Annotated in this window: 16 protein-coding genes; 7 read left to right on the top strand and 9 right to left on the bottom strand. The window is 70.8% G+C overall.

Annotated features, from left to right (window positions below; all coding sequences use genetic code 11):
- Positions 1–162 precede the first annotated feature (162 nt).
- From ACFV46_RS17465 to ACFV46_RS17440, 6 genes are all read left to right on the top strand, one after another.
- Positions 163–1,140, top strand: a complete 978-nt coding sequence (locus ACFV46_RS17465; protein WP_361926187.1) for a tetratricopeptide repeat protein — start codon at positions 163–165, stop codon at positions 1,138–1,140.
- A 653-nt stretch (positions 1,141–1,793) separates the two neighbouring features.
- Positions 1,794–2,432, top strand: coding sequence for a DUF6230 family protein (locus ACFV46_RS17460; protein ID WP_385498795.1), 639 nt, complete (start codon positions 1,794–1,796; stop codon positions 2,430–2,432).
- Positions 2,433–2,568: 136 nt separating this feature from the next.
- The gene (locus ACFV46_RS17455; protein WP_361926193.1) at positions 2,569–3,141 is read left to right on the top strand and encodes a DUF6114 domain-containing protein; all 573 of its coding nucleotides are present in this window, start codon (positions 2,569–2,571) and stop codon (positions 3,139–3,141) included.
- Complete coding sequence (locus ACFV46_RS17450) at positions 3,131–4,477, top strand: hypothetical protein (protein ID WP_385498793.1); 1,347 nt, start codon at positions 3,131–3,133, stop codon at positions 4,475–4,477. Before ACFV46_RS17455 ends, ACFV46_RS17450 begins: the two co-directional genes overlap by 11 nt.
- 362 nt (positions 4,478–4,839) lie before the next feature.
- On the top strand, positions 4,840–9,804 hold the full coding sequence (locus ACFV46_RS17445; protein WP_385498790.1) for an RICIN domain-containing protein: 4,965 nt from the start codon (positions 4,840–4,842) through the stop codon (positions 9,802–9,804).
- 74 nt (positions 9,805–9,878) lie between these two features.
- Positions 9,879–11,129, top strand: coding sequence for a hypothetical protein (locus ACFV46_RS17440; RefSeq protein ID WP_361926198.1), 1,251 nt, complete (start codon positions 9,879–9,881; stop codon positions 11,127–11,129).
- 311 nt (positions 11,130–11,440) lie between these two features.
- Here the strand turns inward: ACFV46_RS17440 and pyk are convergent, their stop codons facing one another.
- The 3 genes from pyk to pta all read right to left on the bottom strand — a co-directional run bounded on the left by pyk (position 11,441) and on the right by pta (position 16,298).
- The gene (gene pyk / locus ACFV46_RS17435; protein WP_361926199.1) at positions 11,441–12,871 is read right to left on the bottom strand and encodes a pyruvate kinase; all 1,431 of its coding nucleotides are present in this window, start codon (positions 12,869–12,871) and stop codon (positions 11,441–11,443) included.
- 113 nt (positions 12,872–12,984) lie between these two features.
- Complete coding sequence (locus ACFV46_RS17430) at positions 12,985–14,199, bottom strand: acetate kinase (RefSeq protein WP_385498789.1); 1,215 nt, start codon at positions 14,197–14,199, stop codon at positions 12,985–12,987.
- Positions 14,196–16,298: a phosphate acetyltransferase gene (pta, locus tag ACFV46_RS17425; RefSeq protein ID WP_361926205.1), complete on the bottom strand. Its 2,103-nt coding sequence runs from the start codon at positions 16,296–16,298 to the stop codon at positions 14,196–14,198. Before pta ends, ACFV46_RS17430 begins: the two co-directional genes overlap by 4 nt.
- Before the next feature lie 300 nt (positions 16,299–16,598).
- Between pta and ACFV46_RS17420 the strand changes: the two genes are divergently transcribed.
- Entirely contained in the window at positions 16,599–17,624 is a 1,026-nt protein-coding gene (locus ACFV46_RS17420; protein ID WP_361926208.1) for an ATP-dependent 6-phosphofructokinase, read from the top strand.
- A gap of 16 nt (positions 17,625–17,640) precedes the next feature.
- On the opposite strand, the gene ACFV46_RS17415 is transcribed toward ACFV46_RS17420, so the two are convergent.
- From ACFV46_RS17415 to ACFV46_RS17390, 6 genes are all read right to left on the bottom strand, one after another.
- Positions 17,641–18,378, bottom strand: coding sequence for a helix-turn-helix domain-containing protein (locus ACFV46_RS17415; protein ID WP_385498788.1), 738 nt, complete (start codon positions 18,376–18,378; stop codon positions 17,641–17,643).
- A 354-nt stretch (positions 18,379–18,732) separates the two neighbouring features.
- The gene (locus ACFV46_RS17410; protein ID WP_385498787.1) at positions 18,733–19,572 is read right to left on the bottom strand and encodes a carbohydrate ABC transporter permease; all 840 of its coding nucleotides are present in this window, start codon (positions 19,570–19,572) and stop codon (positions 18,733–18,735) included.
- Positions 19,573–19,575: 3 nt separating this feature from the next.
- Positions 19,576–20,511: a carbohydrate ABC transporter permease gene (locus tag ACFV46_RS17405; protein WP_385498786.1), complete on the bottom strand. Its 936-nt coding sequence runs from the start codon at positions 20,509–20,511 to the stop codon at positions 19,576–19,578.
- Positions 20,512–20,521: 10 nt separating this feature from the next.
- Complete coding sequence (locus tag ACFV46_RS17400) at positions 20,522–21,895, bottom strand: extracellular solute-binding protein (RefSeq protein ID WP_385498784.1); 1,374 nt, start codon at positions 21,893–21,895, stop codon at positions 20,522–20,524.
- Between the two features lie 124 nt (positions 21,896–22,019).
- The gene (locus tag ACFV46_RS17395; RefSeq protein WP_361926219.1) at positions 22,020–22,721 is read right to left on the bottom strand and encodes a response regulator; all 702 of its coding nucleotides are present in this window, start codon (positions 22,719–22,721) and stop codon (positions 22,020–22,022) included.
- Positions 22,718–24,394, bottom strand: coding sequence for an ATP-binding protein (locus ACFV46_RS17390; RefSeq protein ID WP_385498782.1), 1,677 nt, complete (start codon positions 24,392–24,394; stop codon positions 22,718–22,720). The genes ACFV46_RS17395 and ACFV46_RS17390 overlap by 4 nt, the downstream gene beginning before the upstream one ends.
- Between the last annotated feature and the right edge of the window lie 171 nt (positions 24,395–24,565).

The raw sequence follows: 24,565 nt of genomic DNA, 5'->3' as shown, positions 1-24,565 counted from the left end.
CCCGGGGCCGCCCGTTGCCATTACGCTACGACTCGTAGCGAAAGCGATGACCACGCTTGACCACGCGGACGCGGGTGGGGACCCGGCGTCACGACCGCACCGGCCTCAGCCGGTTTTCACACCGCTTTTCACAGCGCGCGCCGAACGGGGGAGGATAGACGCATGCAGCCACGGAACATGTCCATGAGCGGGGTCGTCGACCTCGCCGCGGTGAAGGCGGCCCAGGAGGCCAAGGCGAAGGCGGAGCAGGCGCGAGCCGAGGCCGCCCGGCAGGGCGGCGGGCCCGGAGCCGTGTCACCCGCCGACCTCGTCATCGACGTGGACGAGGCGGGCTTCGAGCGCGACGTCCTCCAGCGCTCCGCCGAGGTACCGGTCGTCATCGACTTCTGGGCCGAGTGGTGCGAGCCGTGCAAGCAGCTGAGTCCGCTGCTGGAGCGCCTCACCGTCGAGTACAACGGCCGTCTCCTCCTCGCCAAGATCGATGTCGACGCCAACCAGATGCTGATGCAGCAGTTCGGCGTGCAGGGCATCCCCGCCGTCTTCGCGGTCGTCGCCGGCCAGGCGCTGCCCCTCTTCCAGGGCGCGGCCGGCGAGGCGCAGATCCGTCAGACGCTGGACCAGCTCGTCGCGGTGGCCGAGCAGCGCTTCGGCCTCACCGGCCTCACCGTCGACCCCGACGCCGAGCCCGGCGGCGCGCAGACCGCCCCCGCGGTGCCCGTAGGGCCGTACGACGCCCTGCTGGAGGCCGCCGTGCAGGCGCTGGACGCGGGCGATCTGGCCGGTGCCGTCCAGGCGTACAAGAACGTGCTGGCCGAGGACCCGGCGAACAGCGAGGCCAAACTCGGGCTCGCGCAGGCCGAGTTGCTCCAGCGCGTGCAGGGCCTCGACCCGCAGCAGGTCCGCAAGGACGCCGCGGACAAGCCTGCCGATGTGCAGGCGCAGATCGCCGCCGCCGATCTGGACCTGGTGGGCGGGCACGTCGAGGACGCCTTCGGCCGGCTCATCGAGACCGTGGGCCGCACCGCGGGCGACGACCGGGACGCCGTACGACTGCGGCTGCTGGAGCTGTTCGAGGTCGTGGGCGCCGACGATCCGCGCGTGGCGGCGGCACGCAGGGCGCTGGCGCGCGCCCTGTTCTAGGGGGTTCCGCGACCGGGGCGAGGGGCCGGTTCGGCCCGCCCGCCCGGTGTTGCGGCTGTGAAGGGATTGGCCGACAGGGCATCACGGCGGCCGCGCTTTACCAAATCTTGGTAATCGCGGCCGCCGTTACTGCGGGTAAGTCGCGGGCGTCGTTCTGTCGGATTTCGTATGTCCATTCTTGGACAAATCCGGTCGCTTGACGCCACCCTGCGTCGCGGACCGAGACCAGCGGGTCGTTGTTCGGTTATCGCGCCGTTACTACCGAGTAACGAGGCCCCTTGTGCGGGCGGCGAGAATGCACCACGATCGGCCACGCTCGGTCCTGTTCCCTTCGCCCGACCGCCAGTCGGGTCGCGGGAGTTCCTGGGTCCCCACCGAGCAGAGCCGGCGGCAGTGGCGCCGGCTCTTGGACAGGGGGGTCTTCGCCCGTCCGGTGAAGCCTGTCCAGCAAGGTTGTGCGTGATGCGTGTCAGGCGCGACCAGTGGTTGTCGCTCGGGGGTGATCGCCGGTGATTCGGGCGCGGTTCTCGCGCCACCGAGCGCGGGCGCTCTCCTTCCCGAGGACGTAGCACTTCTCCCATCCCTGCCCGGCTGAGCCGTCGAGCCGACAGTGGCAGCCAGGGCCGGAGATGTACGTCCGAGAAGGAGGAAATATGGAGTCCCAGGTGCGTGGCGGGACCAGATGGAAGCGGTTCGCTGTGGTCATGGTGCCCAGCGTCGCCGCCACGGCAGCGATAGGTGTCGCCCTCGCGCAGGGCGCTCTGGCCGCGTCGTTCAGCGTCTCGGGTCAGTCGTTCAAGGTGACGACGGACAAGCTCGAAGGCCAGGGTTTCTCGCAGTACGGCGCTCTTGACGAGGGCTACACGCTCACCGGCAAGAAGACGGTTCACCCCGTCGCCGTCTCGGCGTTCACGAACGCCACGATCAACAACCTGTGCCAGTCGGTCGTCACCCCGGACCTGCCGTTCGTCGGTGACGTGAGCCTGGTTTTGCGGGCCGGCACCGACCCGAAGAAGCCGGTCGAGGCGAAGAACCTCTACATCGACGTCGCCGACCTGAAGGCCGACGCCGAGTTCAAGAACATCGACATCGGCGTCGCCGCCAAGGACGCCACCAAGGGTCCGGGCATGAAGGGCGGCGGCGAGCAGGCCAACCCCTACGGCTTCGCTCAGCAGGCCGAATCGGCCACCCTGACGGGCGTGAAGCAGACGGCGTGGGCGACCACCGCCGGAACCTTCAAGCTCAGCGGGCTGAAGATGTCGCTGTCGACGGACGGCGCGGAGTGCTACTGAGCACTCTCTGACGGGCGGGGGAGCCGGTGGCGCCCCCGCCCGTGCACTCTCCGCCCGTCTGCCGCGCAGGCGGGCGAGCGAACGACTCACCCTCGCTTCACCACCACAGCAACGCCGCACCAGGGAGCTGTTTTCCATGAGCGCCGAGACTCCTGCCGTACCCGGCACCGATGAGCACTACCTCCGGGTCGCCAGGCGGAAGTTCCGCGCCTGGCGGGGCACCAGGCCGTTCTGGGCAGGTCTGTTCGTCCTTCTCGGCGGTCTGCCGATCGCCTACTTCCCGTACGCGCACCTGCAGATCGGTCACCTGACCCTGGCGATGTCCACGACGGCCGGCGCCGGGTCGCTCATCATCGGTGTCCTGCTCGTCGTGCTCGGCATCAGCCTCTGGTTCCAGAAGCACGTCCGCGTCTTCGCGGGCATCGCGGCGATCCTGCTGGGTCTGGTCTCCATCCCCGTGTCCAACCTCGGCGGCTTCCTCATCGGCTTCCTCTTCGCCCTCGTCGGCGGAGCGATGGCCGTGTCCTGGGCGCCCGGCGAGGAGGAGGACGCGCAGCCCGCGCAGTCGGACACGACGGGTGAGGGGCCCGCGCCCGAAGGTGCCGCGGACTCCGACACCACCCTCCTCAAGCCCGTGGTGGGCGAGCCGAACGATCTGTCAGGAACGAGCCCGGCGAACGGGGCGAACGGGAGGCACAGTGCCGGCTGACGAGGTGACCCACGGGACTGAGGTGGACACGTCCCGTGTGAGAACCGGGCCGCGACACGCGGCGCCCAAGAAGCCGCTGTTCACCAGATTCCACATGCCGGCGGGCAAGGCGATAGCCCTGGCGGCGATGCCGACGGCGGTCCTGATGGGCATGGGCTTCACGCCCACGCTCGCACAGGCCGACAGCGACAACGCCACCAAGCCCACGGCCAACAGCCTGACGGCCGACGAGTACAAGGACTGCGTGGCCGCGCTGGAGGACGACGCCTCGGCGTCCCCGTCCCCGAGCGCCAGCGCGTCGGCGAACGAGGAGGAGACGGCGAAGCCGGACCCCTCGGACTCCGCCGACTCCTCGCAGCCGTCGGGCTCCTCGGACTCCTCGCAGTCCGCGGGTGGCGGGTCTTCGTCGGATTCAGGTTCCGACGACGACGCCGAGCCCGCGCCGAAGCCGTCCGAGAGCAAGACCGGGGAGGCCCCGTCCGGCCAGGCGGCCACGCCGTCCCCGTCGCCGTCCAAGAGCAGCGGCAACCTGCTCGAGACCATCGGCGACGCCGTCGAGGGCATCCTCACGGGCGGCTCCAAGGCCGACGAGAGCGCGAGCCCCACACCGACGCCCTCCGCGAGCGCCACCGAGGAGGCGTCCTCCGGCAGCGAGGAGCCCTCGGCGAAGGAGACCTCCGCGGCCTCCGACCCCGTGAAGGAGACCGAGGACAAGGTCACCGACACGGTGAAGAAGACCGTCGAGGATGCCGGTGACAAGGCGTCCGGCGCGGCCGAGGACGCCACCGACGCGGCGAAGGACGCGGCGGACGAGGCCACGGCCACGCCGAGCCCGTCCGAGAGCGCCGGCGCCGACCCGGACGACTGCCCGGTCGCCACCGACGACGAGGGCGGCGTCGACAACACCGTCCCGCTGCCGGACGACCCGTGGTACCTGAACGCCAGCTCGCTGCTGCTGAAGGGTGCCGACTACCAGGGCATCGTCGAGGTGAAGACGGCCAGCGGCAAGAAGAAGCGGGTGCTCAAGTACGTCATATCCGACGGCACCGACATCGGTGACCTGCACCAGACGGTGAACGACAAGCAGTCCGGCAAGACCTACCACGTGCAGGCGGCCCAGGGCTCGACGTCGACCATCCGCGGTGGCAAGACGGTGATGTACACGGAGAGCATCTCCGGCAACCTGCTGGGGCTGATTCCGATCACCTTCGACCCGGACAACCCGCCGCCGCTGAACATCCCGCTGATCTACTTCACCAAGGTCAAGGTCACGCAGGCCGCCCAGTTCGGCGGCACCCTGCACGTGCCGGGGCTGCACAACTACATCACCGACTGAGCCGGGCGTCGCGACGACGCCGACACGAGCCCGTCCGGGAGCCGCACACCGTCTGTGGCCCGACCCTCACCCGAGGGCCGGGCCACAGACGTGTCCGGGTAGGCGTCGCCCTCCCTTCACGCTTCCTCCGCCATCTCTCCCTGAACTCGGCTACTTGTGGGTACAGTTGTGCTGCACGTGTTCGGAACATGACCAATTTCGGACCGTGTACGACCGACTGCGACCGGGGGAACTGCGTCGTCGACGGGGGAACGGGGAAGGGGCGCGTCAGCGTGCCCACATGACCTCTCACTGCCTTTTTCGTCCCCCATCTGTGAACGCCCGCCCCTGGTTGCCCTCCGCACCCAGGAAGGGATGCCCCCTTGCGTTCCAGACCCCCCGGGTCCTCCACGGCTCCGCCGAGGACGAGACGGACCCGTCTCACCCGGCTGGTGCCGCTCCCGCTGGCCGCCGCCCTCCTCACGGGCCTCGCCGTGAGCCCCGACCTGCTCACGCGCCCCACGAACCGCCTCGACGACGCCGCCCCCGCGGCGAGTTCGAGCCCGTGGTTCGAGGACACGGCCGCGGAGCAACTGCGCCAGGACCAGTGCCTGATGGCCGACGTCCTGCGCCTGGGCGGCACCTCGATGGCCACCACGGCCCAGGACGCCCTCAACCGGCCCCCCGCCGAACTGCACGCCATCGCCGACCGCAAGTACTGGGAAGACACCCCGCTGGCCACGGCGTTCAAGAGCGACCGGGCCGCGGCACAGAAGGCACTGCAGGACCTCTCCACCCAGCGCGACGCCTGGAAGAAGCCCCTCGAGGGCCTGACCAACCCCGCCGGCTTCACCGCGACCGGCTTCCTCTGGCCTCCCGACGGCAGTGACGGCAAGCCCGGCTTCTACACACAGACCGGCCTGGACCGGTGGACCGCCGACCGCTTCTGGCAGGACGAGGAGACCTTCTACAAGGACTCCACCCCCGCCGCCGACGCCGCGACCCGCAAGGCCGTCACCGACCTGGGCACCCCCCTGTACGGCAAGGACCCCGACCCGAGCCTCCCGAGCGACGAGTGGAACCGGGCCCTCGCCGAACGCGACGCCTTCCAGTGGCTCACGGACACCACCGGCCAGGCGACCGGTGCCGACGACGCCCGGATCTTCCTGACCTCCGGAGGCTTCCCCCGTACCACCCCGGAACCGGGCTCGCCCGAGTACCGCATCGCGGTCGAGGACCTCAAGTCCCGCTTCTCCACCTGCGCCTGGCGTGACCCGCTCGACCCGCGCGACGCCCTGAGCGACGCGACGGCCACCGCGGCGGCGGAGTGGCAGCAGGAGATCGCCTCCCAGGCCACCCAGCGCGACCAGATCCTGACCGCCAACAAGGATGCCACCAAGGCGCTCACCGTCGGGGCCAAGGCACTCGGTGACCTCGTCGGGCAGTCCTGGACCGCCGACCACCTCACCCGTTGGCAGGACTACTGGTCCGCCGGTGGCGTCGGGGCCATCGGGAACGCGCCCACCACCATCGAGGTCACCGGCAAGAAGGGCCTGTGCCTGGACGCCGCGGGCGGGGGCACGACCGACGGCACCGCCGTGCAGATCTACACCTGCAACGGCTCCGCCGCCCAGCAGTGGACCGTCGAGGGCGACGACAAGGGCCTGCACCTGCGCAACGTCAAGGCGCTCAAGTGCGTGGAGGTCGCCGGGAACAACTCCGCCGACGGCACGAAGATCCAGCTCGCGACGTGCAAGAGCACCCCGGCCCAGACCTGGGAGTACAACGTCCGGGCGGCCACGCCGCTCAAGAACGTGGGCACGGGCAAGTGCCTGGATCTGAAGACGTACGACAACGGCCAGGACTCCCGGCTGTGGACGTGCTCCGGCGCCACCCCGCAGAAGGTCACCATCAAGCCGTCCGGCCAGAAGGGGACCGTCCCGCCGAAGGCCCAGTTCGACAAGGCGAAGGCGGGCCTGGCGGCCGCACGCACCGGTGCGGCGAACCAGCTGACGGCGCTCAAGGCGCAGCTGGCCGCCGCGAAGAAGGCGGCGACCGCCTCCGACACCGCCGAGCAGGCGGCGTACGCCATCGCCGACCAGCAGGGCGCCCCGCGGGGCCGCGGGCTGCTCGTGGGCCAGCAGAAGGCCCAGGTCACCAAGGGTGCGGTGGCCGCGCTGGAAGCCATGGTGAAGGCCGGTGAGACCGCCGAGGCGGCGACCCGCGCCTCCGCGAGCGACAGCGACACCATCGCGCAGCGCGCGCTCGCCCAGGCGGCCCAGGCCAAGGCCGAGTTCCGCAAGAAGGCCGCCGAGACGGCCGAGTTGCAGGCGAAGGCCGCCGCGGACGCCGCCAAGGTGCACCGCGACAACGCCAAGAAGGACAAGGAGACCGCGGAGGCCAAGCTCGCCGTGGCCCTGAAGGCGGAGGGCGAGGCCAAGTCGGCCGCCGCGACCGCCCACGCCAAGCGGCTGGCCGCCGAGGCCGAGGAGAAGACGGCCAAGGCGGAGAAGGAGAAGGCGGCCGCGAAGCAGGCGGAGGCCGAGCAGCACAAGAAGACGGCCCAGGCGGAGGCGGCGAACGCCAAGGAGGCGCGGGAGAAGGCCGAAGCGTCCGAGGCCACGGCGGTCGCGCGCAAGAACGACGCGGTCAAGGCCCGGGACAACGCCAAGGCCAAGCGTGACGACGCCTGGGAGGCCGAGCAGAAGGCCGACGCCCTGCGCGCCAAGGCCGATGCCAAGGCGGCGTACGCCGAGTCCCTGGACGCGGGCGACGCGGCGGACGCCGCCCGTGCCGCGGCCAACGAGGCGGACAAGCACGCCGACGACGCGGAGGCGGCCGCCGGCCGGGCCCGGACCGCAGCCAACGCCGCCACGAAGGCTGCCGAAGAGGCGGACGCGGCGGCCACGCGGGCCGAGGCGGCGGCCAAGCGCTCCCGCGCCAACGCCGACGCCGCGCAGGCCGCGAAGCTGAAGGCGGACGCCGCGGTGAAGACCGCGACGAGTGCAACGGCCGACGCGATCAAGGCGTCGCAGCACGCCTCCGACGAGGCGAAGACGGCGGTGAAGCTGGCCGACGAAGCCGAGGCGAAGGCCAAGACCGCCAAGTCCGAGGCGGACGAGGCCAACAAGGAGGCCGGCAAGGCGCTGGTGGCGTCCGCGAAGGCGGCGGGCTTCGCCTACGTGACGGCGCAGGCCGCCGTGGACGCCGGAAAGGCCGCCGCTCAGGTGGCGAAGCCGGCGAACGACGCCATCCAGCTCGGCTCGCCGTACGTCGACACCGACTCGGCCGCCGGTCTGGTGGTGCTCACCGGGCAGGGCTCCAAGACGATCGCGGAGCAGCAGCAGGCCGTCGCCGAGACGCACGCCAAGAACGCCAAGGAGGAGGCCGCCTCCTCGCAGGCGCTCGCCGACCAGGCGAAGGGCGACGCCAAGGCCGCCTACCAGCACGCGGCGAACGCGGCCAAGCACGCGTCGGACGCCCGTGGTTACGCCAAGGAGGCCCTGGGGTACGCAGCCGACGCCGCGAAGGCCGCGTCGAAGGCGGTCGCGTCACGGGCCCGCACCGTCGAGTACGACCGCCAGGCAGCGGAGGACGCGGCGGCAGCCGACAAGGCGGCGGGCCGCGCCGAGAGCCACGCCAAGGCGGCCCGCGACTCGGCCGACGAGGCGGCCCTCGACGCCGAAGCGGCCCGCAAGGCCGCCTCGGCGGCAGAGGCGGACGCCAAGGAGGCCCGAGCGGCAGCCGACCGGGCCGACAAGGCGGCCACGGAGGCCGAGGAGGCGGCGAAGGACGCCGAGAAGTACGCCGAGGAGGCCCAGGAGGCGGCTGAGCGGGCGGAGAGCAAGGGCAAGCTCGATCAAGTCGTCTCTGGTGCCTCGACCGGCGTGGGCAACGTCTTCTACGTCGTCGACCGGATCGAACCCATCGGCGATCCAGAGGTGATCAAGAAGGACAACTGCAACCCGATCGTGCACTTCGGTGACTGCGTGATCACGGCCGTCATCAAATTCGACGCGTACGTGGACCTCTACCTGTGCACGGCAGAGAACATGCCGGCCACCCAGTTCGGGTGCCCGTCCACGTCCACCGTCTTCCTCGGCCCCAAGGTCCTCAAAGGGCTGAAGAAAGAGGTCACGCACACCATCTCGATGATTGAGTTCAACGAAGGCATCGACCCGGTCAAGATCCTCCTCGGCGATTTCATCGAGTGTGCCCAGAAGATTGCCCCGGGCGGTGAGAGCGGCAGCGGCACGGGGTGCCTGTGGGCTGCCAGCTGGTTCGTCGGCGGTAGGACCATCAAGGCCGTGGCCGACGCGATTCACGCTCTGAACGCGGCCATGCACACGGGAGTCGGGGTCTCGGACGCCTACAAGGCGCTGAAGGCCCTGGACCTGGACGCCGCCGCCATGGCCGACATCGGGCGGACCGTACACCTCTATGAGGATTTGACGACCGCCTGCCGCATCAACAGCTTTCCCGGTGCTACGCAGGTACTGATGGCCGACGGTGGGCGGAAGCCGATCAGTGAGGTGCGCCGCGGAGAATGGGTGCTGGCGGAGGACCCGGAGACCGGCGTCCGACGGCCTCAGAGGGTCGACGCGACGTTCGCTCACGATAGCGACCGGCTGGTGGACATCACCTTCACCGACGGAGACCGACTCACCAGCACTCCGGGCCACAAGGTCTATGTCGCGGAGCGCGGTTGGAGGCTCGTTTCGGAGCTCCGCGTGGGCGACTCGCTGCGCTCTCCGAACGGTTCCCTGCACACGGTGCGCGTGATGAATGACCGTACCGGGCTCGTTGCGAGCCGTGTCTACGACCTGACAGTGGACGGACTGCACACGTTCTTCGTACGCACCGAAGGCGAGCAGCCGGACGACCTGCTGGTCCACAACTGCATGAACCTCTCCGACGAGCTGGTGTTCCCTCAGGCGGGGGCGCATACGCTGAGCAGACATGTCCGTGTGACCCCGCAGCAGGCACGCGCGTTCGCCGAGGAGAACCTGCGGAAGGGCCGGCCGGGGATCAGCAGTGTGTGGGTGAGTGAGGAGATCGCCCAGCAAGGCGTCGATCGGGCCTTCGCTCAGTACTTCTTCCCGAACGGCAAGAAGCGGACCGCCAGCTTCGACGCCCTGGACAACTGGCTCAACAAGCGAGGCAAGTGGAAGAACCAGCCGGAGTTCACGTTCACTGCCACCTGGGACAAGTACTCGTCTCTCGGCACGGTGTACCGAGCAGACGGCAGCTCATACGCTGCTGGGAACGCGATCAAGGTGATCCTCCATAGGCTGCCCGGAAAGACCGGCCATGAGGGCTTCATCGTGTACACCTCGTACCCAGTCTGATCTCTGGTCCAAGGGCCCGTCCGATCTTCGGGCGAGCCCGGTCGAGACGGACGTGAAGAGACAAGGAGTGGATTGTGGTCAGGCGGCGACCGGCGTACGGCGTGCTCTACGAGGGCGACTTCGGGTTGAGTGAACTCGCCGCGCGGGTCTTCGCCGACCAAGCCCCGGCGCTGGGCCCCGACCAGGTGATGGCCCTCGCGGCCGACGTCGCCGGTCTCGCCGAGCGGGAGGGCGCCGTGGAGCTCGGTGCTGACGTACGCCGTCTCCTCGACTCCTCGCTGCCGGACGACGTGCTCCGTACGGCGTGGCTGGCGGCCACCCGGCATCGGTTCGACCCGGCGGAACACGGGATGACCACGCGCGCGTGGCTCTCCACGCTCGCGGACAGATGGCCGGCCCTTGAGGCCGTCACCGAGGAGAGCCCGTGTGAGGCGGTGATGGCACACATCCGTGCCTCCTCCGTGCCCGCGTCCTCGGCCCTCGCACGCGTCACAGAGGAAGCCGGCGCCGATCTGGGTTTCCGGCTCTTCCTCCGTGCGCTCAAGGCGTACTGCCTACCTGTGGAAAAGGACGAGCACGACCGGCTCGTCGCCCTTGGTGAGGAGTTCGGCCACCCCGGACCCCTCGTCCACGACGGTCTCGACGTCCGGTGGCCTCCCATCGACACCGCCCGGCGTGACGCCTTGGGCGACGTCGGCTTCTCCCACCTCACCGCCTGGTTCGCCGGCTCCTGGCATCATGACGCCACGCCCGAACAGGCCCTGCGTCAGGCCGCCGCGGCCGACCACGAGGGTCAGACCCCCGGCTCCCAGGCGGCCTTCCTCCTCCAGGACACGCTCCGTCTCCTAAACTCCCCCCTCCCCACCCCGGCCCTCACCGCGCTCTGGCTGGCGGCGACGGACCGCGGCTACAACATCGACCAGCTGGGCATCGACGGACGGGACTGGCTCCGGCAGATCGTGGCCACGTGCGGGGAGGTTCTGCGTGACGTCGCCCCTGCCTACACTCCGTCCCCACCGGACGTCGTGGCCGAGTCCGCCGACCCCGTGCTGCGGGAGCTCCGCGCTGTGGCACCGCTGATGGCGGACCGGTCCGTGAGCCCTCACTGGGAGGCGATCCCCGGGACCGAGGCGGCGGCCGTCCTGGAACAGGTCGTGACCCGCGTCGATCCCGACCTCGGCTTCCGGCTTCTGCTGCGGATGCTGGACGTTCTGTCCCTACCGCTCGCCGAAGAGCAATACGTCCGCTACCAGCGCCTGGCCGCCCACTTCGGGCACCACGAGGACCTGGTCACCGACACGCTCTGGCAGCGCGTGGAGCACTGATATGAGAACCACCTGGAACTCACCCGCCACGGCGACGCCTTCATCGCCCGGCTCACGCCCTCCCAGGCATCCGCGATGTTTGACCCTGCTGGTCGGCGTCGGACGGTAGCCCGTCCATGCGCTCGTGGGACGTCTGGCCTGACCGCACACCGCGTCCCGGGACTTCCGCCTCACCGTCGAGGAGCTCACAGGAGAACGTCGACGCCCTGGCCTCCGCCCTCGTACAGGCCGTCGGCAAGGCGTGACACACGCAGAGGGCGCCCCCCGCCGCAAAGCGAGGGGCGCCCTTCCACAGCCAAGACGTCCAGACGTCAGTCGCGGCCCTGGCCGCCCAGGTGGTGGACCCGGACCATGTTCGTCGTGCCCGGGACACCGGGCGGGGAGCCCGCCGTGATGACCACGATGTCGCCCTCGTGGAACAGGCCCAGCTTGACGATCTCCTGGTCGACCAGGTCGACCATCTCGTCGGTGCTGTTCACGAACGGCACGACGTGCGGCTCGACGCCCCAGCTCAGGGTCATCTGGTTGCGCGTGGACTCGTCCGTCGTGAACGCGATGATCTGCTGCGCCGCCCGATAGCGGCTCAGGCGGCGGGCGGTGTCGCCGGACTGGGTGAAGGCGACCAGGCCCTTGCCGCCGAGGAAGTCGGCGATCTCGCAGGCCGCGCGGGCGACCGAACCGCCCTGGGTGCGCGGCTTCTTGCCCGGCACCAGCGGCTGGAGGCCCTTGGAGAGCAGTTCCTGCTCGGCGACGGTGACGATCTTCGACATCGTCCGGACCGTCTCGATCGGGTAGGCGCCGACCGAGGACTCCGCCGACAGCATGACCGCGTCCGCGCCGTCCAGGATCGCGTTGGCCACGTCGGATGCCTCGGCGCGCGTCGGACGGGAGTTGGTGATCATCGACTCCATCATCTGGGTCGCCACGATCACCGGCTTCGCGTTGCGCCGGCACAGCTCGATGAGGCGCTTCTGCACCATCGGGACCTTCTCGAGCGGGTACTCGACGGCCAGGTCGCCGCGCGCGACCATCACGCCGTCGAACGCCATCACGACGTCCTCCATGTTGGCGACCGCCTGCGGCTTCTCCACCTTGGCGATGACCGGGACGCGGCGGCCCACCTCGTCCATGACCTTGTGCACGTCCTGCACGTCGTTCGCGTCCCGCACGAAGGACAGGGCGACCAGGTCGCAGCCCATGCGCAGCGCGAAGCGGAGGTCCTCGACGTCCTTCTCGGACAGCGCCGGCACGTTCACCGCCGCGCCCGGGAGGTTGATGCCCTTGTGGTCGGAGACGACGCCGCCCTCGATGACGATGGTCCGCACCCGCGGGCCCTCGACCTCGACGACCTTCAGCTCGACGTTGCCGTCGTTGATGAGGACCTGGTCGCCCTTGGCGACGTCCCCGGGCAGGCCCTTGTAGGTCGTCCCGCAGATGGACTTGTCGCCCGGGACGTCCTCGGTGGTGATGACGAACTCGTCACCGCGCTCCAGCTCGACCGGGCCCTCGGCGAAGGTCTCCAGACGGATCTTCGGTCCCTGGAGGTCGGCCAGCACGCCGATGGCGCGGCCGGTCTCCTCGGCGGCGGCCCGCAGGCGCTCGTACCGCCCCTGGTGGTCCTCGTGGGTGCCGTGGCTGAAGTTGAAGCGGGCCACGTTCATGCCGGCTTCGATCAGCGACACGAGCTGTTCATGGGAGTCGACCGCGGGGCCGAGAGTACAAACGATTTTCGAACGGCGCATGGGACGATCCTATCGGTTTGTTTCGCCGCGGAATATTCCGTCTGGTGGAAAGTACAAATGAGCTGTGCTTTGCTCAGCCGTGTTACCGGGCCGTTTACCTCCGTTGCCGTCGCTCAGTCGCCGCCCCCGCCGACCAGAGCGTAGGTCTGCGTCGCGATCTCCAGTTCCTCGTCGGTCGGCACCACCGCGACCGCGACCCGCGCGCCCGCCGGTGAGATCAGGCGCGCCCCGCCGCCGCGCGCGGCGTTCAGCTCCGGGTCCACGGCGAGGCCCAGCTGCCCCAGGCCCGCCATGGCGGCCTCGCGGACCGGCGCCGCGTTCTCCCCGACCCCGGCCGTGAACACGACGGCGTCGACCCGGCCGAGCACCGCGTAATAGGCGCCTATGTACTTCTTCAACCGGTGAATGTAGATGTCGAAGGCCAATTGCGCGCGCTCGTCACCCTCGTCGATCCGGCGCCGGATCTCCCGCATGTCGTTGTCGCCGCAGAGCCCGACCAATCCGCTCTTCTTGTTGAGCAGGTCGTCGATTTCCGCGATGGACATTTCGGCGACCCGCGCCAAATGGAAGATGACGGCGGGATCGGTGTCACCCGATCGCGTACCCATCACGAGTCCCTCCAAGGGGGTCAGCCCCATGGAGGTGTCCACACACCTGCCGCCACGCACCGCGGACGCCGAGGCGCCGTTGCCGAGGTGCAGCACGATGACGTTCACCTCTTCGGGGGCCCTGCCCAGCAGCTCGGCGGTGGCCCGGGACACGTACGCGTGCGAGGTGCCGTGGAAGCCGTAGCGCCGGACGCGGTGCCGGTCGGCGGTCTCGACGTCGATGGCGTAGCGGGCGGCCGACTCCGGCATCGTGGTGTGGAACGCCGTGTCGAAGACGGCGACCTGCGGCAGGTCCGGGCGCAGCGAGCGGGCCGTGCGGATACCGGTGAGGTTGGCCGGGTTGTGCAGCGGCGCCACCGGGATGAGCCGCTCGATCTCGGCGAGCACGGCCTCGTCCACGATCGTCGGCTCGGTGAACCGCTTGCCGCCGTGCACCACGCGGTGTCCGATCGCGGCCAGCTCCGGCGAGTCCAGCCCGAGGCCGTCCTGGGCGAGTTCCGCCGCGACCGCCTTCAGCGCCGCGTCGTGGTCGGCGATCTGACCGCCGCGCTCACGGCTCTCGCCGCCGCCCGTCAGCGGGGTGTGCTTCAGCCGGGAGGTCCGCTCGCCGATGCGCTCGACGAGCCCCGTGGCGAGCCGGGCGCGCTCGCGCATGTCGAGCAGCTGGTACTTCAGCGACGACGAGCCGGAGTTGAGGACGAGGACGCGGGTGGCGGTCACGGGGCGGCGGCCTTCCGCTCGGAGGACGGGGCGGGGGACTGGGACTGGATCGCCGTGATGGCGACGGTGTTGACGATGTCCGAGACGAGGGCGCCCCGGGACAGGTCGTTGACCGGCTTGCGCAGGCCCTGCAGGACCGGTCCGACGGCGATCGCGCCGGCGGAGCGCTGGACGGCCTTGTAGGTGTTGTTGCCCGTGTTGAGGTCCGGGAAGATCAGCACCGTCGCCTGCCCGGCCACGTCGGACTCCGGCAGCTTGGTCGCGGCGACCGACGGCTCCACGGCGGCGTCGTACTGGATGGGGCCCTCGATCCGCAGGTCGGGGCGACGCGAGCGGACCAGCTCGGTCGCCGCGCGCACCTTGTCGACGTCGGCGCCCGAGCCCGAGGTGCCCGTGGAGTACGACAGCATCGCGATCCGCGGCTCCACCCCGAACCGCGCGGCCGTGGCCGCCGACTGCACGGCGATGTCGGCCAGCTGCTCGGCGTCCGGGTCCGGGTTCACCGCGCAGTCGCCGTAGACGAGGACCTTGTCGGCGAGGCACATGAAGAACACCGAGGAGACGATGGAGGCGTCCGGCTGCGTCTTGATGATCTCGAAGCCGGGCCGGATGGTCGCCGCCGTGGAGTGCACCGAGCCCGACACCATGCCGTCGGCGAGACCCTCCTGCACCATCAGCGTCCCGAAGTAGTTGACGTCGCTGACGACGTCGTACGCCAGCTCGACGGTGACCCCCTTGTGGGCGCGGAGCCGGGCGTACTTCTCGGCGAAGGAGTCGCGCAGCTCGCTGGTGGCCGGGTCGATCAGCTGCGTGTCGCCGAGGTCGATGCCGAGGTCGGCGGCGGTCTTGCGGATCCGGTCGGCCGGTCCGAGGAGGGTGAGGTCGCAGACGCCGCGCCGCAGCAGCACCTCCGCGGCCTGGAGCACGCGCGGCTCGGTGCCCTCGGGCAGCACGATCCGCCGGATGTCCGCGCGGGCCTGCTCCAGCAGCTTGTGCTCGAACATCATCGGTGTCACCCGGTCGGAGTTCGGCGCCGAGACCCGCCCCAGCAGGTCCCCGGTGTCCACGTACCGTTCGAACAGACCGAGCGCGACCTCCGCCTTGCGCGGGGTGGCAGCGCTCAGCTTGCCCTCCAGTGACGACAGCCGCTCGGCGGTGGAGAAGCTGTAGCCGGGCACGGACAGCACCGGGGTGCCGGGGGCGAGGCGCGCGGCCAGGGTGAGGATCTCGTCGCCGGGCCGCTCGTCGAGGGTGAGCAGGACCCCGGCGATCGGCGGGGTGCCCGCGCTGTGCGCGGCCAGCGAGCCGACGACCAGGTCGGCCCGGTCGCCCGGGGTGACGACCAGGCAGCCCGGCGTCAGGGCGGTGAGGAAGTTCGGCAGCATCGCGCCGCCGAACACGAAGTCCAGGGCGTCGCGCGCGAGCCCCGAGTCGTCGCCGAGCAGCACCTTCGCGTCCAGGGCCTGGACGATCTGCGCGACGGTCGGCGCGGACAGGGCGGGTTCGTCGGGGACGACGTAGCAGGGCACGGGCAGCCGGGAGCCCAGCCGCTCGGCGATCTCGTCCCGGTCCTCGCGGGCCACCCGGTTGGTCACCACGGCGAGCACGTCGCAGCCCAGGTTCTCGTACGCCCGGTAGGCGTTGCGCGTCTCGGCGAGCACCGACTCGGTGTTCTGCCCGCGCCCGCCGACGACCGGGATCACGGAGGCGCCGAACTCGTTGGCGAGCCGGGCGTTCAGGGACAGCTCGTCCGGAAGCTGGGTGTCGGCGAAGTCGGTGCCCAGCACCAGGACGACGTCGAAGTCGCGGGTGACCGCGTGGAAGCGGTCGACGAGCGTGGACACCAGCTCGTCCGTGCCGCGCTCCGCCTGGAGGGCGGACGCCTCGTGGTAGTCCATGCCGTAGACCGTCGCCGGGTCCTGGGAGAGGCGGTACCGGGCACGCAGCAGTTCGAACAGGCGGTCGGGCGAGTGGTGGACCAGCGGCCGGAACACCCCGACCCGGTCGACCTGGCGGGTCAGGAGCTCCATCACCCCCAGCTCGACGACCTGGCGGCCGTCGCCGCGGTCGATGCCGGTCACGTACACGCTCCGCGTCACGCGTGATCTCCGTTTCCTCTGTCGCCGTCTCGTCCGTCCCCCGTCCCCGGGTCCCACAGCGGGCCGCGACATCACCCGGTGAGAGGAGTGAAACCCTCTTGACACTACCCTTGGCCGTCGTTAAGGCGCCCGCCAGGACGAGGGGCCCGGCAGGGGGTACGCGCGGGGCGAGGAGCCCTCGGCACGGTCCGGAACAGGGCGGAACGGGACGGACCGGACGCAAGCGACAGGGCCCTCGGGGACGTGAAACAATCGGATCGGCTCACCGGTATCACGACAGCGAGCAGGAGACACAGCACGATGCGCATCGGAGTTCTCACCGCAGGCGGCGACTGCCCCGGCCTGAACGCCGTGATCCGGTCGGTCGTGCACCGGGCCGTGACCCAGTACGGCGACGAGGTGATCGGCTTCGAGGACGGCTTCGCGGGCCTGCTCGACGGCCACTACCGCACCCTCGACCTGGACGCGGTCAGCGGCATCCTCGCCCGCGGCGGCACCATCCTCGGCTCCTCCCGGCTGGAGCGCGCGCGGCTGCGCGAGGCCTGCGAGAACGCCCCGGACATTGCCCGTGACTTCGGCATCGACGCCCTCATCCCGATCGGCGGCGAGGGCACGCTGACGGCCGCCCGCATGCTGTCGGACGCGGGCCTGCCGGTGGTCGGCGTCCCCAAGACGATCGACAACGACATCTCCTCGACGGACCGCACCTTCGGCTTCGACACCGCCGTCGGCGTCGCCACCGAGGCCATGGACCGGCTGAAGACCACCGCCGAGTCCCACCAGCGCGTCATGGTCGTCGAGGTCATGGGCCGGCACGCGGGCTGGATCGCCCTGGAGTCGGGCATGGCGGCCGGCGCGCACGGCATCTGCCTCCCGGAGCGCCCGTTCGACCCCGGCGACCTCGTCAAGATGGTCGAGGAACGCTTCGCCCGCGGCAAGAAGTTCGCCGTGATCTGCGTGGCCGAGGGCGCCCACCCCGCCGACGGCAGCATGGACTACGGCAAGGGCGAGATCGACCAGTACGGCCACGAGCGCTTCCAGGGGATCGGCACCGCCCTCGCCTTCGAGCTGGAGCGCCGCCTCGGCAAGGAGGCCAAGCCGGTCATCCTCGGCCACGTCCAGCGCGGCGGCGTGCCCACCGCCTACGACCGCGTCCTCGCCACCCGCTTCGGCTGGCACGCCGTGGAGGCGGCGCACCGCGGCGAGTTCGGCAGGATGACGGCCCTGCGCGGCACGGACATCGTGATGGTCCCGCTCGCGGAGGCCGTCACCGAGCTGAAGACGGTCCCGAAGGACCGCATGGACGAGGCGGAGTCGGTCTTCTAGGAGACCCCGTCCGGCGTCAGGGCGCCCCGCCCTGGACCGCCGTCCAGAAGCGCTCCACGATCCCGTCCAGGAAGGCGCGGCCCGTCGCGCTGTGGTCCCCGCTGCCCGCGCCCCAGCTGAGGGTCGCGGTCATCTGCCCCTGGTACTCCTGGTGCAGCTCCCGCAGCGCGTCCTGGATCAGCCGCCGGTCCAGCGGCGCCATCGCGGCCACCGGGCGGATGTACGCCTGCCAGCGCGTCGTCACGGCGCTGCGCAGCAGATCGGCCAGGCGCCCGTCGCGGCCCGTCACGGTGATGAAGTCCGGGAGCGACAGCCCGAGCACCTCGGCGAGCGCGGCGGACTGGCGGTCGGTGCCCCGCCAGCCGTCGTGCTCCTCCATGCGCAGATAGGCGCGCAGGTCGTGCCCTACGGCACGGGCCACGTCCTCGGGCGCGAGGCCCTGGGCGACGCGGTGCTCGCGCAACGTCCGCGGTCTGCCGAGCAGTTCGCCCGGCGAGCACCACAGGACGCCCGCGAGGGCGGTGAGTTCGGCGTTCTCCGGAGCGACGAGTTCGCGTTCCCACGCGAGGACGAGGTCCCCGGTGACATGGGGGAGGCCGTAGGAGACCCGTATGCCGTAGGCGACGTGCTCGGGCCCCATGTTGAGGCCGGCTCTGAGGCGGCGGGCGGCCGGGGCGTCGAACGGCGGGGTGGGCGGGTTGCGGAGGCTGGAACGGCGGGGCGGCTGGTTCGGCTGAGCTTGCGGTCGGCGCACGGCCCACACCGTAGGACGGCCGGCATACCGTGACTACGGTCTGTTCGGCCAGGATCACGGATCGTACGAAGATACGGCTACCGGCGGGTTCGATCCCTGGAGGGTGACGGTGCCGCCCCCGGTGGGACGCCGCACGGCCGGGACGGGTGCGGCCCCGCTGGTGCCCTCACCCGGCGAACGGCAAGCTCAGGCGGCATATTCGCTCCCGTGTGCGTCCCGGCTCCCGGCGCCGGCACACCCTCGCCGCGCTCGCGCGCACACCCGTAACTCGAAGAGGAGTGCGACCTGCCCGGTGCGGCGGACCGCCCCCGGCACCCGGGGCGGCGGCTCGAATCCGACGCCCGCCCCCGCCCCCTACCCCTTGACCGCCCCGCCCAGCGCGAACCCGCCGCCCAGCCGGCGCGCCACCAGCACGTACAGCAGGATCACCGGGGTCGAATACAGGATCGAGAACGCGGCCAGCTGCCCGTAGACCACCGTGCCCCGGTTGCCGAAGAACTCGTTGATGCTGACCGCCGCCGGCATCTGGTCCGGGGTCAGCAGCAGCATGAACGGGACGAAGAAGTTCCCCCACATCATCACGAACGAGAACACCGTCACCACCGCCACACCCGGCCCCATCAGCGGCAGCACGATCCGCACCAGCGACTGCAGCGACGACGCCCCGTCCGTCCAGGCCGCCTCCTCCAGCTCCTTCGGCACCCCGTCCATGAAGTTCTTCATCAGCCAGACGGCGAACGGCAGTTGGGACGCGGCGAAGAAGAAGATCGTGCCTTCCATGGTGTCGATCAGGTTCACCCGCACGAACAGCGCGTACACCGGCACCATGATCGCGGTGATCGGCAGGCTCGTCGCGAACAGGACCGTCAGCAGGAACGGCCGGTTGAAACGCGACCGGAACCGCGACAGCGGATAGGCGGCCAGCGCCGCGCACGCCACCGTCAGCAGCGTCCCGCCGCCGCACAGCAGCAGGCTGTTCAGCAGCGGGGTGAAGGTGATGTCCGGGGTCATGACGGCGTCGAAGTTGTCCAGGGTCAGGCCGTCCGGGAGCTTCACCCGCAGATCGGCGTGCGGGTCCAGGGCGGACAGCACCACCCAGGCCAGCGGGAGCACGAACGCGGCGGCCACCACCAGCAGTCCGGCGTCGGCGGCCAGCCGGTGCGAGGCCCTGCGGGACGAGAGCGTGCGGGGCATGGCTCAGACCTCCGTTCGCAGCAGACGCAGATAGACCACCGAGAACAGCGAGCCCACCACGAGCAGCAGCAGGGCGACCGCGGTGCCGTAGCCGATCATGCTCTTCTGGAACGCCTCCTCGTACATGAACAGCGGCAGCGTCTGGCTGCGGCCGCCCGGACCGCCCCGGGTCATCACCCAGATCAGCCCGAACACGGACAGCGTCTGCAGGGTGATCAGCATCAGATTGGTGCCGATGGAACGCCGGATCATCGGCAGCGTGATGTGCCACATCCGGCGCCAGCCGCCGGCCCCGTCGACCTCCGCGGCCTCGGTGATCTCCTTCGGGATCTCGTCGAGGGCCGCCGAGTACACCAGCATCGAGAAGGCCGTGCCCCGCCAGACGTTCGCGAAGGACACCGCCAGGATCGGCAGGGTGAACAGCCAGTTCTGGGTGGGCAGATGGAGCCAGTCCAGTACGGCGTTCAGGGTGCCCTCGCGACGGAAGAAGGCGTACAGCAGAAAGCCCGCCACGACCTCCGGCAGCACCCACGCGGTGATGACGATGCCGCCGACCAGCGTGCGCACCGGCTTCGAGGCGCGCCGCATGAGCGCCGCCAGTGCCAGCCCCAGGGTGTTCTGGCCGACCAGGGCCGAGATCACCGTGAAGACGAGGGTGAGCCAGACGGCGTTCAGGAAGGCGTCGTCGCCGAAGGCGGTGGTGAAGTTCTCGAAGCCGACGAACGAGTCCTCGGCCTGCCCGGTGAGCTGGAGATCGGTGAAGGCGATGGAGGCGCAGTACGCGATCGGGCCGGCCAGGAAGAGCAGCAGCAGGACGACCGCCGGGGTCAGCGGGAGGACCCGCAGCAGCGGGACGCGACGGGACCGCGCGGATGGGCGGGGCGGCACGGCGGCCGGACCCGGCCCCTTCGCGAGGCCGGGGTCGGTGGCGGTCTTCATGAGCGGGGGCTCACTTCTCGATCACCTGGCCGTCCGTCGCCGACTTCAGTTCCTCGTCGTACGCCTTCGCCGCGTCCTCCACGGACACGTCACCCGTCGTCACGCCCTCCATCGCCTCCTGGATCGCGGTGGAGACCTTCGGGTACGCCGGGTAGGCGGGCCGGTAGTGCGTGGAGGCCACCAGGTCGGTGAAGAACTTGATGCCGGGCTGCGCGTCGACGTACGCGGGGTCGGCGGCGACGTCCTCGCGCACCGCGATGCCCGAGTTGGCGATGTACCACTTCTGCGCGTTCGCCTTGGTCTGCATGGTCTTCACGAACTCGAAGGCGAGGTCGGGGTTGCCCGCCTTGGCAGGGATCGCCCACGTCCAGCCGCCGGACATGCTCACCTTGCCGGGCGCCTGCCCGTTCTGCGTGGGCATGGGGGCGAGGCCCAGCTTCTCGGACCACTCCGGCCACTCGTGGCCGCTGCCCTCCAGCCAGTCCTGCGGCAGCCAGGAGCCGTCGAGGTCGATGCCGAGCCTGCCCTCGGGCAGCAGCTCACCGCGCACCCGGGTGCCGAAGTTGGGGTCGAGGGCGTCCGAGACGTCCGGTCCCAGCTTCTCCTTGTAGACCGTCTCCACGAACGCGAGGGCGTCACGGAAGCCCTTTCCGCCGGCGATCCACTTCTTGGACGCCTTGTCGTACAGCGGGTCCGAGGCGCCGTCGCCGGTGCCGTACAGCAGCATCTCGAAGCCCTGCATGGTGGCGGCCTCACCGGCGGGCTTGCCGGTGTAGACGTTGAGGGGGGTGACGCCGGGGACCTTCTTCTTGATGGTGCGGGCCGCGTCGAGGACGTCGTCCCAGGTCCTCGGCCGCCAGTCGGACGGGAGCCCCGCCTTGGCGAAGATCCCCTTGTCGAACCACAGGCCCCGGGTGTCGGTGCCGTCGGGGACGCCGTACGTCTTGCCGTCCTCGCCCTTGGCGGCGGCCTTCGCGGTGTCGATGAACTGGTCCCAGTCCCGCCACTTCGCGAGATACGGGTCGAGCGGCTTCAAGTACCCGCTGGTGATGTCCGAGTTGATGAGGAAGGTGTCCTCGTAGACCAGGTCGGGAGCGGTCTTGGGGGAGCGGAGCATCTGCTGCAGCTTGGTGTAGTACTCCGAGTCCGGGGCCTTGATGGGGACGAACTCGACCTTCTTGCCGGGGTTCGCCTTCTCGAACTGCTTCTTGATGTCCGCGAGATAGGTGTCCATCACCTTCACGGAGTTGTCCGTGGACTGCTTGAAGGAGACCTTCACGGTGTCCGGGTCGCTGCCGGAACCGCCGCCGCACGCGGTGAGCGTGGCGGCGGCGAGGGCGGCGGCGAGGAGCGGGGGGAGGGCGGCGGTGGGGCGCACGGGCATGACCTCCTGCGGGCGCACGACGTTGTGGCGCTGGACGGCTGCCCGGTGAACCTAAGAGGAGTGGTCTAGTCAGGTCAATGCATGTGCGGGGGAAAGCGCTTGAGGAGATCGTGAGGGGACGCCCTCAACGGCCCTTGGGACCCGGGACCCACCGGTACACCAGCTCCGGCCGCCCCACCTGCCCGTACACGGGCCTGCGTTCGGCGCGGCCCGCGTCCACCAGGTGCTCCAGATAGCGGCGGGCCGTGATCCGGGAGATCCCCACGGCCTCGGCGACCCCGGCCGCCGTCAGCCCCCCGTCCGCGTCCCGCACCGCGCCGGTCACCCGTTCCAGGGTCGGGGCGCTCAGGCCCTTCGGCAGCGCGGCGGGGCCCGGTGCCCGCAGCGCGGCGAGCGCCCGGTCCACCTCGTCCTGGCCGCTCGCCTCGCCCACGGCCGCGTGGAACTCCGCGTACCGCACCAGCCGGTCCCGCAGCGTCGCGAAGGTGAACGGCTTCAGCACGTACTGCACGACGCCCAGCGACACGCCCTCGCGCACCACCGCCAGATCCCGGGCCGACGTCACCGCGATCACGTCCGCGTGATGCCCGGCCGCCCGCAGCGACCGGGCCAGCTGCAGCCCGTGGACATCCGGCAGATGCAGATCCAGCAGCAGCAGATCCACCGGCGTGCGCTCCAGCGCCCGGCGCGCCTCCGCTCCCGTGCGCGCCTGGCCGACCGCGACGAACCCCGGCACCCGGCCGACGTACATCACATGCGCGTCCGCCGCGACCGGGTCGTCCTCCACCACCAGCACCCGGATCGGCTGCGCGGCATCCGCCGTCATACGTCACCTCTCACGGCCACCGCGTCCTCGGCGGACCCGCCCTGCGCGGGTACGGGCGCCGCGCCGCCGGCGCCGTCCGCCAGGCCGAGCCGCACCTCGAAGACGGCCCCGCCGTCCTCGGCCCGCGTCACCGACAGCTCTCCCTGGTGCCGGTTCACGACCTGCCGGACCAGCGCCAGGCCCAGGCCCCGGCCGCCGGGACCGGACGGCTTCGTGGAGAAGCCGCGCCGGAACACCGCCTCGGCGTGGGCGGGGTCCACCCCGGTGCCGGTGTCCGTCACCCGCAGCACCAGCTCGCCGTCCCCGGCGTACGCCGTCACCGTCACCCGCGCCCCCACACTTCCCTGCGCCGCGTCCACGGCGTTGTCGATCAGATTGCCCAGCACCGTCACCAGGTCCCGGGCGGGCAGCGCGTCGCTCAGCAGCCCGTCGTCGAGCCGGCTGTCCTCCGACACGACGAGTTCCACGCCCCGCTCGTTCGCCTGCGCCGTCTTGCCGAGCAGCAGCGCCGCCAGCACCGGCTCGCTCACCGCCGCGACCACCTGGTCCGTCAGCGCCTGCGCCAGCTCCAGCTCGGCGGTGGCGAACTCCACCGCCTCCTCGGCCCGCCCCAGCTCGATCAGCGACACCACCGTGTGCAGCCGGTTCGCCGCCTCGTGCGCCTGCGAGCGCAGCGCCTGCGTGAAGCCCCGCTCCGAGTCCAGCTCGCCCATCACCGACTGCAGCTCGGTCACATCGCGCAGCGTCACCACGGTGCCGCGCCGCTCACCGCCGGAGACCGGGGAGGTGTTCACCACCAGCACCCGCTCCGCGGTCAGATGCACCTCGTCCACCCGGGGCTCGGACGCGAGCAGCGCCCCCGTCAGCGGCGCCGGCAGCCCCAGCTCCGCGACGGACCGGCCCACCACGTCACCCACCCCCAGCAGCTCCCGGCCCCCGTCGTTGATCAGCGCCACCCGGAACTGCCCGTCCAGCATCAGCAGCCCCTCCCGCACCGCGTGCAGGGCGGCCTGATGGTAGTCGTGCATCCGGCTCAGCTCGGCCGCGTTCATCCCGTGGGTGTGCCGGCGCAGCCGTGCGTTGATCACGTACGTGCCGACCGCGCCCAGCGTCAGCGCGCCCGCCGCCCCGCCGATCAGGGCGGTCAGCTGCTCCTGCACCCGCTTGCTGATCTCCTCGACCCGGATGCCCGCGCTGACCAGGCCCACGATGTGCTCCCGGCCGGTGCCGCCGTCGTAGATCGGCACCACCGCCCGTACCGACGGGCCGAGCGTCCCGGTGTAGGTCTCCGTGAACGGCTCCCCGCGCAGCGCGCGCTCGGTGTGCCCCCGGAAGTGCTGCCCTATCTGCCGCTCGTCGGGGTGGGTCCAGCGGATCCCGCGCGGGTCCATGATCGTGACGAAGTCGACCTCGGCGTCCCGCTGCACCCGCAGCGCGTACGGCTGGAGCGCGGCCGTCGGGTCGTCGGTGCGGATGGCGTCCCGCGTCGACGGGGCGTCGGCGATGGACTGGGCCACCGCCGCGGCCTGCCGGCCCGCCGCGTCCTCGGCCTGGCCGCGGTCGCTGAGGTAGGTGAAGACCGCGTACCCGGAGAACAGCACCGCGATCAGCACGGCCTGCATGGCGAACAGCTGCCCTGCCAGGCTGCGCGGTCGGGGGACGGGGATACGCATGCCGCCCAGTCTGCCCGCACGTTTCCCGGTGAACTAAATGAACGGAAGGGTGACCGCCCTCACAGGGCGGGAGATAGTCGCCGCATCGCTGCACACGACCCCCGTCCCCAGGGGCGCGCCCGTCCACCAGCGAACCCCCACCCCGGACGTGAGCCGCACGCCGGTGACCAC

Source organism: Streptomyces sp. NPDC059852 (assembly GCF_042731455.1).
GTDB lineage: Bacteria > Actinomycetota > Actinomycetes > Streptomycetales > Streptomycetaceae > Streptomyces.
The sequence above is the reverse complement of the archived record's forward strand: the minus strand, read 5'-3'. Positions and strand labels throughout refer to the sequence as shown.